Origin of the sequence: Actinomadura latina NBRC 106108 (assembly GCF_001552195.1) — a bacterium.
GTDB classification, from domain to species: Bacteria; Actinomycetota; Actinomycetes; order Streptosporangiales; family Streptosporangiaceae; genus Spirillospora; species Spirillospora latina.
In genome coordinates this window covers 105,312-120,987 of record NZ_BCQS01000007.1, presented here as the reverse complement: position 1 = coordinate 120,987, position 15,676 = coordinate 105,312, and the positions used below count along the sequence as shown (strand labels likewise).

Sequence of the window (15,676 nt, the reverse complement as noted above, 5' to 3'; positions counted from 1 at the left end):
GGCTATCCCTGTGACCGGATCCGGGCGTCGTACTCCTTGCGCGCGTCCGGGTCGTACTCCAGGAAGATCTTGTCGAGCCCGAGCCGGCGGGATGTGGCCTGGCGGAGCCGCTCGGGGAGCAGCGCGCCGAGCTTGACCTGCGTGCCGAGCTTCTTCGGCACCGCGACCTGCGGGCGCGGCTTGCCGACGAGCTCGACGATCGCGGCGGCGATGTCCTCGGGCTCGCAGTTCTTCTGCCCCTTCGGGCTCTCGGTGCCGGCGACCAGCTCGGTGTTGGTGAACGTCGGCATGACGGCGCTGACGTGCACGCCGCGGTCCTGGACCTCCAGCCGGGTCGCCTCGGTGAACCCGACGACGGCGGCCTTGCTGGCGTTGTAGAGGGCGAGGCCGGGGGTGAACATGACGCCGGCGAGCGACGCAATGTTGATGATGTGGCCCTCGCCGCGCGGCAGCATCCGGCCGAGGGCGAGCTTGGTGCCGAGCATGACGCCGTGCACGTTGATGTCCATGCAGCGGCGGGCGTCGGCGTCGCTCTCGTCCACGACCGGCCCGATCGGCATGATCCCGGCGTTGTTGATCAGCACGTCGAGCCGGCCGGCGGCCTCTTCGGCCTGGTCGAGGAACGCGCTGAACGACTCGCGGGACGTGACGTCCACGGTGAGGCCGGTGACGCCCAGCGACTCGGCGGCCTCCTTGACGGCGGCCTCGTCGATGTCGCCGATGACGACGGTGGCGCCCTTGGCCTTGAGCGCGCGGGCGGTGGCGAGGCCGATTCCCCGCGCGGCTCCGGTGATGGCGATGACCTTGCTCATTGGTGCTCCAGGCGGTCGAGCCGGACGGGAAGCCCGTCCTTCGGCGAAGGGAGGGACGTGGTGTCCAGGGGCCATTCGTACCGCGCCGGGACGCTCCAGCGATAGCGCTGGAGCACCTGGTGCAGGATGGTCTTGACCTGCATCCCGGCGAAGTACATCCCGATGCATTTGTGCGCGCCGCCGCCGAACGGGGCCCACGCGTACTTGTGGACCTTGTCCTCGCGGCGTTCCGGGGAGAACCGCCCGGGGTCGAACGTGTCCGGATCCGGCCACCACTGCGCCATGTGGTGGTTGCTGAGCATCGGCACGACGACGAGGGAGCCGGCCGGGATGTGGAAGCCGAGGATGGAGGTGTCCTTGACGACTTTGCGGGGCAGCGCCGGAACCGGCGCGACCATCCGCAGCGACTCCTTCATCACCATGTCGATGCCGGTGAAGCGGTCGAGGTCGTCGTAGCCGGGCTGCGCCTTGCCGAGGGCGAGGGACTCCGCGCGCAGCCGCGCCTGCCATTCGGGGTACTTGGCCAGGTGGTAGGCCACCGTGGTCAGCGTGATGGTGGTGGTGTCGTGCGCCGCCATCAGCGCGAAGATCATGTGGTTGACGACGTCCTCGTCGGTGAACCGCTCGCCGTCGTCGGTCTCGGCCTGGCAGAGGGCGGCGAACAGGTCGTCGCCGCCGTCGCGCCGCTTGGCGGGCAGGTGCCGGTAGAAGAACTCCTCCAGCACCTTGCGGGCCTGGAGCCCCTTGTGCCAGCGCAGGCCGGGGACGGGGAACCGCACGTAGGCCGTGCCCGCCCGGACGGCGTCGATGAACGCGCCGTTGATCCGCGTGCGTTCCGCCTCGTCCAGTTCGACGCCCATGAAGACGTCCACGGCGAGGTCGAGCGTGAGCTTCTTGATGTGGTCGTACACCTTGAAGCCCGGGCCGGGCTCCCACGACTCGACGCCCTTGATGATCCCGGGCGCCATCGCCTCCATGTACGCCTGGAGCCGGGGGCGGGTGAACGCCTCCTGCATGATGCGGCGGTGGTGCAGGTGCTCCTCGAAGTCCAGGAGCATGATGCCGCGCGTGAAGAACGGGCCGATGAAGTAGCTCCACGCCGGGCCGTTCGCGAACGCCTTGTCCCGGTTGACCAGGACGACCTGCGCGGCCTCGGGCCCCTGGACGGTGACGGTCCGCTGCCCGAGCAGCCAGCCCCAGGCGACGGGACCGTACTGGTCGTACCGCTTGCGGGCCATCCCGATCGGGTCGCGCATCACGGCGAGCGTGCTGCCGATGTACGGGACGCCGGGCACGCCGGGGACCGGTTTCAGGCCGCTGCCCTGCGGCGGCGGCGCGAGGACGCTCGTCATGACCCCTCCGGACGCGTGCAACAAATAACCGAAATCTGTTGCTTTGTTCTAACGTAACGGGCGCCCGTAAGTCCAGACTTATCGCCGGTGACTTGCGCGTCAGCGCGCCTCGCGGGCCGCGCCGGCCCGCAGCAGCCTGCGCCGCGCGGTCTCGGTCAGCGGCCGGTACGCGCCCGACCTGTCGCGGTAGTAGGTCCGCCCGTCGCCGGCGGCGGGGATCCCCTCGGCGCGCAGCGGCGCCGTCCGCAGCCGCCCTCCGGCCGTGACGGGCACCTCGTCCACGACCCGGACGAGCGCGGGCCGCAGCCCCGGTTCCACCCGCAGCAGCGCCTCCGAGAGATCGATGGCCTTGACCGTCTCCTCCACGGGCGGCCGCCCCCCCGCGGCCCGCAGGCTCACGGCGGCGGCGGCCAGTTCGGTGCCTCCCGCGGGGATCCCGTAGACGGCGACGCTGTCGACGTAGGGCAGATCGCCGAGCGCGTCCCGGATCGGGCCGGGCGGGACGATGCCCTCGGCCGTGCGGATCAGCTCGGCCTCCCGTCCGACCAGCCAGTAGTCGCCGTCCGCGTCGCGCCGGAACAGGTCCCCGGTGATCGTCCAGGCGTCCTCGGGCCGGAACACGCCCCGCACCGGACGCGCCGCGGCGCCGATCGCCGAGAGCCGCACCCGCGCGAGCAGCATGCCGATCTCCCCCGGCTCGCACCGGACCGCGAACCCGCCGGGCCCCTCGGCGAGCCGCCCGTTCTCCAGGTCGTACCGGGCGAGCCGCACCCGCGCGCTGCCCGGCAGCGGCCGCCCCAGCGAGCCCGGCTTCTTGCCGCTCAGGTTGACCAGCACCGCCTCGCCCTCCGTCGAGGCGTAGAACTCCAGGACCCGCGCGGGCGCGAACCGCTCCTCGACCCGCCGCCACAGCCCGCGCGGCATGCCGGACCCGATGAACAGCCGGACCGCGTGGTGCCGCTCGGCCGGGTTCGGCGGCGCGTTCACGAGGTCGCGCAGCAGCGTCCACGTGTAGGACGCGACGGTGACGCCGTAGCGGCGCGCCTCGTCCCAGAACATCTCCGGGTCGATGTCCTGGTGGGGGGACGAGCCCCCGCGCACCCCGGGAACCGCGATGGGAGCGCCGGCCAGCGCGAGCCGCGCCCCGCCGGCGACCGCGCCGCCGATGCTCATCAGCAGCGCGGACGGATGCTGGAGCGGCGTGACGCTGTACACGGTGTCGGACGACGACAGGGCGGCCGACGACGCGGTCCCGAACGCCGACAGGGCCCACCGCCGGTTCGTGATCCGGCTGGCCCGCAGCTGCTCCCCGTCCCCCCGGAACACCACGAACGCGAGATCACCGGCCCGCCCCGGGTTGGGCCGGTACCACCCGGGCAGCTCGACCTGCCCGGGGTCGATGCGCTCCATGTCCACGAGCGACCCGCGGTCACCGCGCCCGGCACCGCCGAGCAGGTATCCCTGGACGTCCTCCAGCTCCGCGGCCCGCGCCGCGTGCTCGGGATCGGCGATGACCCGCGTCACCTGGCTCAGCCGCGCCTCCGCGGCGGGGTCGCCGTCGGGGCGGAGCAGCACGGCGACGGCCCCGAGCCGGCTCAGCGCGGCCACGAGCGCGAGCGCGGTGGGCCGGGTCCCCATCAGCACGCCGACGGCGTCGCCGCGCCGCACACCGATGTGGATCAGCCCGCGCACGACCGCGTCGACGCGCCGCTTGGCCGCGTCGTGCGTATGCGCGCGCCCCCGGTACAGGAAGAAGACGTCGCCGGGCCTGTGGCGGGCCTGCTCGTCGAGCAGCAGCCCCATCGACATGCGGGTGTCGGACTGGATGCGCTCCAGCCGCGCCAGCCGCGGCAGGTTCTGCGCGGCCTCCCCGCTCAGCTGCCGGCTCCCCCGGACGATCTGGGAGGCGGTCCGGAACGCCGACCGCGCGGCGCTCGTCCCGATGCCCATCGCCAGCTGGAGCCCGTACCCGGCCGGCCCGCCGGGGAGGTCGGCGGTCTCGGCCTCCTCGTCCCCCGCCACGGGCGCGACGATCTCCGGAAGCTCGTCCTTCCCCTCCCGCCACAGCGCCCACGACGCGACGGCGGGCCAGGTCTGCGCGATGGCGAGGCTGCCCACGACGAGCCCGAAGTGCCCGGCCCTGAGCGACGCCTCGTACACCTGGGCGCGCGGCGCGGCCCGCCTGATGCCGCGCACCATCGGCGGCGGCGCGATCTCGTCGACCTCGCCGACGAACGTGAGGACGGGGCAGGTGATGTCGGCGAGCGTCACGAGCCGGTCGCCGATGACGAACCCGCCGGTCAGCATCCGGTTGTGCTGGATGAACTGGCGGAGGAACTCCGCGAGCGCGGGGCCGGGCCACGAGACCCACCCCTCCCGCTCCAGGAACCGCCGCTGCCGTTCCCTCGGCGCCAGCCGTTCCCGGTCGTGCAGCTGCAGGATGAAGTCGACCCGCGACCGCACCGACTTGACGGGGCTGAGCGCCTGGAATCCCAGCCGCGTCACCCATCCGGGCACCGCGAACCCGCCGAGCACCCAGTCGGGGATCCGCTCGACCCCTTCCGACGCCAGCCAGCTGGGCAGCCCGAACGGCAGCCCCTGGCTGATGTCGGACGGGCTGCCGAACGTCACGATGGACTCGATGCCCTCGCTGCGCCGGTACGCGGCGGCCTGGTAGACGAACATGCCGCCCTGCGAGTAGCCGGCGAGGTGGACGTCCCGGCCGGTCGCCTTCCGGATCCGGTCGACGGCGTCGCTGACGGCCAGCACGTGGTCGCTGATCGTCCGTTCCAGCCCGCCGGGCTCCCGCTCGGGCGCGCCGAAGTCCACCACCCACGGATCGACGCCGAGGTCGTGCAGCACCCCGACCGCGCTGACCCGCGACGAGATGTCGTACACCTCCGCGGTGATCATCAGCGGCGGGACGAGCAGCATCACGGGCCCGCCCGCCGCGTCCGGGAAGTAGTGCCGCAGCCGGTACACCCGCTGCTCGGTCACCACCTCGCACGGGGAGGCGTCCTCGTCGGTGTCGAATCCCCCGAACCGGGCGACCTCCAGGGCGTTCTGGGCGGTGGAGCCCAGGCGGGCGCCCAGGCGGAACAGCGTCTTGGCAACAGCCGGCATCGTCGACCTCTCGCAGCGTCAACGACATGGTGTCCTGTTGTCAGCGGCTTTAGCAATCACGCGACGGTGCGCGCACCGTCCAGGTGACCGCTCTGGAGCCGCTCCCACATGTACCTGCGGCGGGGTTTGCCGCTGGACGTCCGCTGGATCAGACCGGTGCCGACCACGACGGTGATCTCGACGTCGTCCCCGACCCGGCGCCGCAGCGTCTCGCGCACCGCCGGGATCCACTCCTCGGTCTGCGTCTCGGCGAACAGCGCGAGCCCCTTCTGCCCGGCGCCCGGGACGCCGACGACCACGATGCGCCCCTTCCCGAGCCCGCTGACCTCGGCGATCTTGGATTCGAGATCCTCCACGTACACGGACCGCCCGCGGACCTTGATGCTGTCGCCCATCCTCCCCAGGACGAACAACTGCCCCTCATGGAAGAACCCGGCGTCCCCGGTGTAGACCTTCCCGTCCATGAACCGCGTCGACTTGGCCTCGGCCCCGGCGTAGTACCCGGGGCAGGCGGACGCCCCGCCGACCACGATCTCGCCGAGCAGCCCGTCGGCCAGCTCGTTGCCGTCGTCGTCGACGATGACGACGGGCACGTCGCCTTCGGGCGTCCCGCATCCCACGACCCACCCGGCCTTCGCGCCGATCGACTGGGCCCCGAGCCGGTGCTGCTCCAGGATCCGCACGGGCTGCCCGAACGACAGCGCCTCGGGGTCGGGCCGGACGGCCAGCGGATCGCGCGGCGCGTTGTCCATGGTGACCAGCAGCGTCGTCTCGGCCATTCCGTAGGCGGGCTTGAACATCGTCCGCGAGAACCCGTACGGCTCGACGAGCTGCGCGAACACTTCCAGCGTGTGCGGGTCGATCGGCTCGGCGCCGATCAGCGCCATCTTCCATCCCGACAGGTCGAGCCCTTCCAGCTGCTCGGGCTTGACCCGCCGCGCGCAGTAGGCGTAGGCGAACGGCGGCGCCGCCGTGTGCCGGGCTTCGGCGAAGCACCGGATCCACCGTGCCGGGTCGCGGATGAAGTGGTCGGGCCGCATCAGCCGCAGGATCCCCTGCCGTGCGATCGGGGTGATGAACGTCCCGATGAGCCCCATGTCGTGGTAGAGCGGCAGCCACGTCGCCACCACGTCGCCGTCCTCGTACCCGGCCATCCGCGCGATCAGGTCGCTGTTGGCCTCCAGGTTCGCCCAGGTGACCATGACGCCTCGCGGGGCGCCACTGGACCCGGACGTGAACTGCAGCAGCGCCAGCTCCCCGGCCGGCTGCACGTCCGCCTCCTCGCCCTGGCGGGGCTGCCACGGCTCGCCGCTCAGCCCGGCCTGGTCCATGGCGCGCCCGGCGTACTCGCTCAGGTCCTTGGACGCGACGACGAGCGCCGGCGACGCCTGCCGCAGGATCGCCGCGACATGCGCGACGTAGTCGTCCCCGTCCTGGAACAACGGCGGCGTGATCAGGCAGACGGTCGCCCCCGCCGCCCAGACCGCGTAATAGGTCTCGATGCAGGTGAAATCCGTGGGCAGGATGAGGCACACGACATCGCCCGGCCGGACGCCCTCCTCGATCAGCGCCCCGGCGGTGCGTCGCGCGGCGGCGGCCAGCGCACCGTAGTCGCGGAACTCCCAGCCGCCGTCGTCGGCCGCCAGGTGCACGCCACGTCCGGTGTTCGGCTTCTCCAGCCATGCGCGCAGCGCAGATGCCATCGGTGTTTCCCTTTCAACATGATCACGGTCACCCACGTGACTCGCGGGTAACTTCACCAGGACGGCGCGCCCCCGTCAACTGATTGACCCACTCAAAAAGACCAGGCGGTCATTTGTAGGAGCCCCACGAGTCCCGTCACTCGGCGGCGGACACCTTCCGCCCCTCCACGACCCGTACCAAGGCCCGCCACCCGAGCAGCGCCACTCCCAGAAACACCGACGCCACCACCACGAACGCAACGGCGGTCCCCTGTCGGGAGACGACCCGAAGCACCATTCCCACGCCGACCGCGCACGCCCAGACACCAACCCCCACAGGCACCAACACCTCAGCCCGCCGCCACGCCCGGGTCAACCCCCACCCGACGGCGGCCCCCACCAGGAACGGCCAGGCAGTACTAGCGAACCCGCCCAGACTGGCGGCCTCCTCATGCGAAGCCCGCCCGATCATCACAAAGACGAGCACGCAGCAGACATCCGCCACCCCGCCCACAAGATTCCGCATCCCCACAGGCTAGGCGACCTCTCCCCGCCTCCGGACGCCACAGGGCAGTACCCGGCTCCGCACTCTTCGTGAATGGCGGGCCATCCGGGGTATCACACTCCGATCATGGCCGGTGACCGGCCGAGGGTGCGTTCACCTGGAGGCGTGATGGGCGAGCGAGCAGAGCAGCGGCCCCGCAACTGGCCGCGGCTGAGGGTGGCGGACTGGACGCAGACCCGCGACACCCTGCACATGTGGACGCAGATCGTCGGGAAGATCCGGTTGGCCCATGCGCCGATGCTCAACCATTGGTGGCAGGTCACCCTTTACGTCAGCCCTCGGGGCCTGACCACTTCGGCGGTCCCGTACGGGGCGGGCGTCTTCGACGTCGAATTCGACTTCGTCGATCATGTGCTGCGCATCAGAAGCAGCGACGGCGGGTCCCGCACGGTCCCCTTGGAGCCCAAGCCGGTCGCCGACTTCTACGCCCAGACCTTGGAGGCGCTGGGCGAGCTGGGGATCGAGGCGCCGATCAACGCGCGCCCGAACGAGGTGGACCCGGCGATCCCCTTCGCCGAAGACCGCGAGAACGCCTCCTACGACCCTGATGCGGCGCGCCTGTTCTGGGGCCAGCTGCTCCAGGCCGACCGGGTCCTGGGCAGGTTCCGCTCGCACTTCGCGGGCAAGGTCAGCCCGGTGCACTTCTTCTGGGGAGCGATGGACCTGGCCTGCACGAGGTTCTCCGGCCGTCCCGCCCCCCGGCACCCCGGCGGCGCCCCGAACTGCCCGGACTGGGTGATGGTGGAGGGCTATTCCGGCGAGCTGTCCAGCGCCGGCTTCTGGCCGGGCGGAGGCGAGGAGGGCGCCTTCTACTCGTACGCCTACCCGGAGCCCGCGGGCTTCGCCGACCATCCGGCAGGCCCGCCCGGGGCCTACTACAGCCACGAGCTGGGCGAATTCGTGCTCCCGTACGAAGCAGTGGCCGCCGCCGAAGACCCGGACGGAACCCTGACCGAGTTCCTCCAGTCCACGTACGAGGCCGCCGCAGTGAACGCCGGCTGGGACCGCTCCACCTTGGAGAACACCCCGACCAGCCCAAGGCCCCACAAGGGGGGATAGGGGCGGAGCCCCAGGGGCGGGCGGGCGGGGGATGGCGGCGGAACCGGGGGGCCCCGGGGGGTCGCCCCCCGATGAAAGCGAAGAGTCCCCCGGGAAGCCGCAAAGCGGCGACCAAGGGGACTCCAGACTCGTAGCGGGGGCAGGATTTGAACCTGCGACCTCTGGGTTATGAGCCCAGCGAGCTACCGAACTGCTCCACCCCGCGGTGATGGGTTAACTGTATGGGGCGGGGGGTGGTTAGGCAAACTGGTTTGGGTGGGGGCTTGGAGGGTGGCTCTCCGGTGTGCGTTAATGACGACGCCTGTTACAGCCGGGAGGCCCGTGCCATGGCGGACGCGTACGATCCGTTCGATCCCGGATTCCAGGCTGACCCCTACCCCGCGTACCGGCGGCTCCGCGACAGCGATCCCGTTCACCGCCATGAGGATCCGCCGTTCTGGGCGCTGTCCCGGTTCGCTGACATCTGGGCCGCGACGCGGGACGCCGGCACGTTCTCGTCCGCGCAGGGCCTGACGTTCTATCCGGACGAGATCGGCACGCTGGGCTTGGCCCCGACGATCGTGATGCTGGATCCGCCGCGCCACACCGTCCTGCGGCGCCTGATCAGCCACGGCTTCACCCCGCGCAGGATCGCCGCCCTGGAGGATCTCCTCCGCGAGTTCGTCCGCTCCCGGATCACCCTGATGGAGCGCAAGGCGGCGGACGGCGAGACCCCGGACCTGCACCAGGACTTCTCGTCTCCCCTGCCGACGTTCGCGCTGGCGCGTCTGCTCGGCGTCCCGGAAACGGACAGGGCACGGTTCGACCCGTGGGTGTCCGCGCTGACGACCCTCCAGGACGAGGGCTTCGGGCTGAAGGCGCTGCGCAGGGGGGCGGTCGAGGCCGTCGCGGAGATGTTCGGCTATTTCACGGACGTGATCGCCGCGCGCCGCGCCGGCCCGTCCGATGACCTGATCAGTGCGCTGACGGCGGCCGAGGTGGACGGGGAGCGCCTCACCGACTGGGACATCCTCGGGTTCTGCTTCGTCATGGTCGCGGGCGGCAACGACACGACGGGGAACCTGATCTCGCACGGGGTGGCGTTGCTGGACGGCGCCCCCGCGCAGCGCGAGCGCCTGGCGGCCGACCCATCGCTGATCCCCAACGCGCTGATGGAGTTCCTGCGCCTGGAGGGCTCAGTGCAAGCGCTGGCCCGAACCACGACACGTCCCGTCACTCTTCACGGCACTGAGATCCCGGAGGGCGAGAAGGTGATGATGCTGTTCGGGTCGGCGAACCGGGACGAGCGGGAGTTCGGCCCGTCCGCCCACGAACTGGACGTCAGCCGGGAGATCCCGCGCCACCTGGGCTTCTCCAGCGGCGTCCACTTCTGTATCGGCTCGCATCTGGCCAAGCTCCAGGCCCGCGTGGCGCTGGAGGAGCTTCTCCAGGCCCACCCGCACGTCGGTGTGGACCTGGAGAGGTCCGAACGGATCTCGTCGCCCTTCACCCGCGGCTGGGTCTCACTCCCCGCCACGGGCATCGGGATCTAGCCCATGTGGGGGTAGCGGTAGTCGGTCGGCGGGACGAACGTCTCCTTGATGGAGCGCGGCGACGTCCAGCGCAGCAGGTTGAACACGGACCCGGCCTTGTCGTTGGTGCCGGACGCCCGCGCGCCGCCGAACGGCTGCTGCCCGACGACGGCGCCGGTGGGCTTGTCGTTGATGTAGAAGTTGCCGGCCGCGTACCGGAGGACCTCGGCGGTGCGCGCGGCGGCGGCCCGGTCGTTCGCGATGACGGCGCCGGTCAGCGCGTAGTCGGCGGCCGACTCCATCTGGGCGAGCATCTCCTCGTACCGGTCGTCCTCGTAGACGTGGACGCCGAGGATCGGCCCGAAGTACTCGGTCCGGAAGATCTCGTTCCCGGGGTCCCCGGACACCAGTACGGTCGGCCGGACGAAGTACCCGACCGAGTCGTCGTACGTCCCGCCGGCCAGGATCTCGACGCCGGAGTCGGCCCGCGCCCGGTCGATCGCCGCCCTGTTCTTCGCGAACGCGCGCTCGTCGATCACCGCGCCCATGAAGTTGGCCAGGTCGGCGACGTCCCCCATGGTGAGCCCGTCGACCTCGGCGGCCAGTTCCTCCTTGAACCCGCCGTCCCAGATCGACCGCGGGATGTACGCCCGCGAAGCCGCCGAGCACTTCTGCCCCTGGTATTCGAACGCGCCCCGCACGAGCGCGGTCTTGAGCACGGCCGGGTCGGCGGACGGGTGCGCGACGACGAAGTCCTTGCCGCCGGTCTCCCCCACGATCCGCGGGTAGCTGCGGAACTTCTCGATGTTGTTCCCGACCGTCTTCCACAGGTGCCGGAACGTCGCGGTCGACCCGGTGAAGTGGATCCCGGCGAGTTCGGGATGCCGGAGCGCCACGTCGGACACCGCGAGCCCGTCCCCGGTCACGAGGTTGATGACACCGGGCGGCAGTCCGGCCTCCTCGAGCAGCCTCATCAGCAGCACGGCCGAGTACGTCTGCGTCGGGGACGGCTTCCACACCACCACGTTGCCCATCAGCGCGGGCGCGGTCGGCAGGTTCCCGGCGATCGCGGTGAAGTTGAACGGGGTGATCGCGTAGACGAACCCCTCCAGCGGCCGGTGGTCGGACCGGTTCCACACCCCGTCGCCGCTGATCGGCTGCTCGGCGAGGATCCGCCGCGCGAAGTGGACGTTGAACCGCCAGAAGTCGATCAGCTCGCACGGGCTGTCGATCTCCGCCTGCTGGACGGTCTTGGACTGCCCGAGCATCGTCGCGGCCAGCAGCGTCTCCCGCCACGGCCCGGCGAGGAGGTCGGCGGCGCGCAGGAAGATCGCGGCCCGGTCGTCGAACGACAGCGCCCGCCACGCCGGCGCGGCCTGCAGCGCGGCGCCGATGGCGTCCCGCGCGTCGTCCTCGGTCGCGGTGCCGAACGTCCCGAGCACCGCCGCGTGCCGGTGCGGCTGCACGACGGCGACCTTGGCGCCGGCCCCGAGCCGGCGCTCGCCCCCGATCGTCATGGGCAGGTCGATGGGCGTCTCGGCGGTGAGCTCGGCGAGCTTCGCCTCCAGCCGGGCCCGCTCGGCGCTGCCCGGCGCATAACCGCGCACCGGCTCGTTCACCGGCGTCGGAACGTTGGTCACGGCGTCCATGGAAAGGCCCTCCTTAGCGGGAGACGAACGAACGGAGAAAGAAGACGAGGTTGGCGGGACGTTCGGCGAGGCGCCGCATGAAGTAGCCGTACCAGTCGGCCCCGTACGGGACGTAGACGCGCATCCGGTGGGCCTCCGCGAGGCGCCGCTGCTCAGCGGCCCGGATCCCGTAGAGCATCTGGAACTCGTAGGACGAGGGCGGCCTCTCGGCGGCCAGCGCGAGCGCGATGTCGATGATCCGCGGATCATGGCTCGCGACCATCGGGTAGCCGTCGCCTTCCATCAGCAGCCGCAGCCCGCGCACGTAGGCGCGGTCGACCTCGTGCCGCCCCTGGAACGCGACCGATCCAGGCTCGGCATAAGCCCCCTTGACCAGCCGGACCCGCGAGCCGTCCCCGGCGAGGTCGCGCAGATCCCCCTCACTGCGCCGCAGCATCGCCTGGACCGCGACGCCCACCCACGGGAAGTCGCTCCGCAGCTTGCCGAGGGTCTCCAGTGTGGAGTCGACGGTCGTGTGGTCCTCCATGTCGAGGGTGACGGTCATGCCGACCCGTCCGGCGGCGGCGCAGATCTCCCGCGCGTGGTCGAGCGCGAGTTCCCCCGGAAGGGCCTGCCCGAGCGCGGACAGCTTCACCGACGCGTCGGCGCCACCTGCGAGCCCGTGCTCCTCGAACGCCGCGAACATCCGCAGGTACGCGTCCCGGGTCGCCTCCGCCTGCGCGGCCTCCCGGGTGTCCTCCCCCAGATGGTCGAGCGTGACCCGGAGCCCCGCGTCCGCCAGTTCCCGCACCGCGCCGAGCGCCGCCTCAAGATCGTCGCCGGCCACGAACCGGTCGACGACGCCCCTGGTGAGGGGCACGGACGTGACGAGACCGCGCATCCGTTCGCTGCGCGCGGCGGTGAGAAGGAGAGGACCGAGCATGGGAGCCTCCAACGTCGAGGAACACCTCGAACGGTAGAAGCGCCGCCCTCGTCCCCCTATAGCCAAACGCCACTTTCAGCCCGGCTAGACTTCATACAAACGTATGAAAGCAGGCCACATGGCTCCCGACCTACAGGACATCGCGGAACAGGCGGCCGACCTCCTGCGCGCTCCCGCCACCCTGGAGGACCGCGACTTCCACCTCGTCGCCTACGCCGCCCACGGCGACACCATCGACCCCGTCCGGATGGACTCGATCCTGCACCGCCGCGCGTCCGAGGCGGTCCGCGCCCGCTTCGAACGCCACGGCATCGCCCGCGCCACGGGCCCGGTCCGGATCCCGGCCGACACGTCCCTCGGCCAGCTCGGCCGGCTCTGCCTGCCGGTCCGCTGGAACAACGTCACCTACGGCTACCTGTGGCTCCTGGACGACCAGGAACGCATCACGAGCAGCCAAGCGGCCAGGGCGATGCCCCTCTGCGAACGGGCAGCCCTCCTCATGGCCCGCCAAGCCAGAGAACGGGACGACCTGACCTGGAAGGTCGCCGACCTGCTCTCGGCGCACGCCGAGACCCGCGCGCAGGCGGCGAACGACCTGACGGAGGCCGCGGCTCCCGACACTCCGCTCACCGTGGCCGTCCTCCGAACACCGTCCCCCGAACCGCTCAACCCCTGGCAACTCCCCCACTCCGTCCTGACCACGGTCTGGCAACGCGACCACGTGCTGGTGATCCCGGCCTCGACACCCACGCCGGGGACCCTCGACAGAGCCCGCCGCCTTCTGGAGGAGCGCAACGCCCCCGTCCGAACAGGCGTGTACTGGCCCTGCCCGACCTTGCAGGACGTCCATGAAGGCTGGCTCCGCGCCCGCGTCGCCGCCCGCACCGCCGCGCCCGGCGAAACCCGCGACTGGACGACCCTCGGCGTCCTCCGCCTCCTCCGCACGGCAGGCGACGAGGCCCTGACCCAGACAACCCAGACCCCCGGCACGGCCCACCTGCTAGAACACCCAGACCTGACCGAAACGGCCCGCACCTACCTGGACCTGGCCGGCAACGTCCAGAAGACAGCGAAAGCCCTGAACATCCACCGCCAAACCCTCTACCACCGCCTACGCCGCATAGAGGATCTAACGGCCTTGACCCTCGCCAACGGCCAGGACCGCCTGACCCTCCACCTGGCCTTGACCCTGACTCCCCACCTGAAGCAGGAAGGCCCCTAACCTTCCGCCAGGCCACCGTGGCGGTGGCGCAGCTCCCGCTTGAGGATCTTGCCGCTGGGGTTCTTCGGCAGCGAGTCGGCAAGGACCACGTACTTGGGCCGCTTGTAAGGAGCGAGCCGCTCCCGCGCGTGCGCGTCGACGTCCTCGGCGCTCAACGCCGCACCCGCCTTGGGGACGACGACGGCGGTGACGGCCTCGATCCAGTGCGGGTGGCTGATGCCGAAGACGGCGACCTCGGCGACGCCCTCCAGCTCGTAGATGGCCTCTTCGACCTCGCGGCTGGCGACGTTCTCACCACCGGTCTTGATCATGTCCTTCTTGCGGTCGACGACGGACAGGTACCCGTCCTCGGTCATGATCCCGAGGTCGCCCGAGTGGAACCACCCGCCCCGGAACGCCTCGGCGGTCTTCTCCTCGTCCCGGAAGTATCCGAGCGCCGCATGCGGACTCCGGTGGACGATCTCCCCGATCTCCCCCGCGGCCACCGGGTTCCCGCCGTCGTCCACGAGCATCGTCTCGACGTTGATGGACGCGCGTCCCGCGCTGCCGGCCCGCTCCAGCTGCTCGTGCGGGCGCAGGATGGTCGCGAGCGGCGCCATCTCCGTCTGCCCGTAGAAGTTCCACAGCCGCACGTGGGGCAGCCGCCGCAGCAACTCCCGCAGGACCTCCACCGGCATGGGCGAGGCCCCGTAGTAGCCCTTCCTCAGACTCGACAGGTCCCGCCGGTCGAAGTCGGGGTGCCGCAGCAGCGAGATCCACACCGTGGGCGGGCAGAAGAGCTTGGTGACCTTCTCCCGCTCGATCGTCTCCAGCAGGACGGCCGGGTCGGGCGAGGGCAGGATGACGCTGGTGGCCCCGAGATAGACGTCGACCGAGAAGAAGCAGTCGAGCTGCGCGCAGTGGTACATCGGCAGCGTGTGCACCTCGACGTCGTCGGCGCTCATCTCCCCGTCGATCACACAGCTCACATACTGGCTGATCAGCGACCGGCTGGACAGCATGACTCCCTTGGGCCGCGACTCGGTGCCCGACGTGTACATGAGCCGCAGCGGATCGTCGTCCCCCACCAGGACGTCCGGAGCCGAGCCGGGCCCTTCACGCCACCAGGAATCGACGTCCTCCCACCCGGGTCCGGGTTCGGCGCCCGTCAGCGGAATCCACCCCCGGACACCGCCCTCGACACCGGCCGTGGCGAGCGCCTTCTCCGCGGTGGCCGCCAAGGCGTCTTCCGCGATGATCCCGGACGCCCCGGAATGCCCGACGATGTAGGCGACCTCGTCGGCGGTGAGCATGAAGTTGATGGGCACGAGCACCACACCGAGCTTCGCCGCGGCGAACGCGATCAACGCGTACTGCCAGCAGTTGTGGCTGAGCAGCGCGACCCGGTCCCCCTTGCCGACCCCACGCGCCGCCAGCGCGTGCGCCGCCCGGTTGACCGCGACGTCGAACTCCGCGTACGTGACCCGAAGATCCCCGCTGACAACGGCGAGCTTGTCCGGGTACCGCCGGGCCGTCCGATGCAGCAGATCCCCCACCGAGTGCTGACGAGCACGAGCCACCGAGTCGGACACAACCGCCCCCTTCGACAAAACCCCAGGTCAGCGGCATGCAACCACACCAACGCCCCTGCCACCACCCCCAAAAGGGGGTAGGGACTCATCCCCCCAAGAACCCCAAGGGGACACGAGAACCAAAGCCCGAGGGGGGATAGGGGCGGAGCCCCAAGGGGGATAGGGGCGGAGCCCCAGGGGCGGGCGGGTGGGGGATGGCGGCGGAACC

The 15,676-nt window shown here is 71.1% G+C and carries 11 protein-coding genes and 1 tRNA gene; 3 read left to right on the top strand and 9 right to left on the bottom strand.

What is annotated here, in order from left to right:
- Positions 1-2: 2 nt before the first annotated feature.
- From AL2_RS12635 to AL2_RS12615, 5 genes are all read right to left on the bottom strand, one after another.
- Positions 3-812, bottom strand: a complete 810-nt coding sequence (locus AL2_RS12635; RefSeq protein ID WP_067633349.1) for an SDR family oxidoreductase — start codon at positions 810-812, stop codon at positions 3-5.
- Complete coding sequence (locus AL2_RS12630; RefSeq protein ID WP_067633347.1) at positions 809-2,164, bottom strand: cytochrome P450; 1,356 nt, start codon at positions 2,162-2,164, stop codon at positions 809-811. Before AL2_RS12630 ends, AL2_RS12635 begins: the two co-directional genes overlap by 4 nt.
- A gap of 99 nt (positions 2,165-2,263) precedes the next feature.
- Entirely contained in the window at positions 2,264-5,287 is a 3,024-nt protein-coding gene (locus tag AL2_RS12625; RefSeq protein WP_067633345.1) for an AMP-binding protein, read from the bottom strand.
- A 56-nt stretch (positions 5,288-5,343) separates the two neighbouring features.
- Positions 5,344-6,990 (bottom strand): AMP-binding protein, encoded by a 1,647-nt coding sequence (locus AL2_RS12620; RefSeq protein ID WP_067633343.1) that lies wholly within the window; start codon positions 6,988-6,990, stop codon positions 5,344-5,346.
- 136 nt (positions 6,991-7,126) lie between these two features.
- Positions 7,127-7,495, bottom strand: coding sequence for a DUF3054 domain-containing protein (locus tag AL2_RS12615; RefSeq protein ID WP_067633747.1), 369 nt, complete (start codon positions 7,493-7,495; stop codon positions 7,127-7,129).
- 147 nt (positions 7,496-7,642) lie between these two features.
- Here AL2_RS12615 and AL2_RS12610 point away from each other — a divergent pair, with 147 nt between their 5' ends.
- Positions 7,643-8,593, top strand: coding sequence for a DUF5996 family protein (locus AL2_RS12610; protein ID WP_083946453.1), 951 nt, complete (start codon positions 7,643-7,645; stop codon positions 8,591-8,593).
- Positions 8,594-8,724: 131 nt separating this feature from the next.
- On the opposite strand, the gene AL2_RS12605 is transcribed toward AL2_RS12610, so the two are convergent.
- Positions 8,725-8,798: transfer RNA gene (locus tag AL2_RS12605), tRNA-Met, on the bottom strand.
- 121 nt (positions 8,799-8,919) lie between these two features.
- Between AL2_RS12605 and AL2_RS12600 the strand changes: the two genes are divergently transcribed.
- The gene (locus AL2_RS12600; protein ID WP_067633339.1) at positions 8,920-10,125 is read left to right on the top strand and encodes a cytochrome P450; all 1,206 of its coding nucleotides are present in this window, start codon (positions 8,920-8,922) and stop codon (positions 10,123-10,125) included.
- On the opposite strand, the gene pruA is transcribed toward AL2_RS12600, so the two are convergent.
- Together pruA and AL2_RS12590 are read right to left on the bottom strand one after the other, a co-directional pair.
- Positions 10,122-11,753, bottom strand: a complete 1,632-nt coding sequence (gene pruA, locus AL2_RS12595) for an L-glutamate gamma-semialdehyde dehydrogenase (RefSeq protein ID WP_067633336.1) — start codon at positions 11,751-11,753, stop codon at positions 10,122-10,124. The genes AL2_RS12600 and pruA overlap by 4 nt on opposite strands.
- Before the next feature lie 13 nt (positions 11,754-11,766).
- On the bottom strand, positions 11,767-12,675 hold the full coding sequence (locus AL2_RS12590) for a proline dehydrogenase family protein (protein ID WP_067633334.1): 909 nt from the start codon (positions 12,673-12,675) through the stop codon (positions 11,767-11,769).
- A 118-nt stretch (positions 12,676-12,793) separates the two neighbouring features.
- Between AL2_RS12590 and AL2_RS12585 the strand changes: the two genes are divergently transcribed.
- Entirely contained in the window at positions 12,794-13,897 is a 1,104-nt protein-coding gene (locus tag AL2_RS12585; protein ID WP_067633332.1) for a PucR family transcriptional regulator, read from the top strand.
- Here AL2_RS12585 and AL2_RS12580 read toward each other — a convergent pair.
- On the bottom strand, positions 13,894-15,468 hold the full coding sequence (locus AL2_RS12580) for an acyl-CoA synthetase (protein WP_245666589.1): 1,575 nt from the start codon (positions 15,466-15,468) through the stop codon (positions 13,894-13,896). The genes AL2_RS12585 and AL2_RS12580 overlap by 4 nt on opposite strands.
- Positions 15,469-15,676 lie beyond the last annotated feature (208 nt).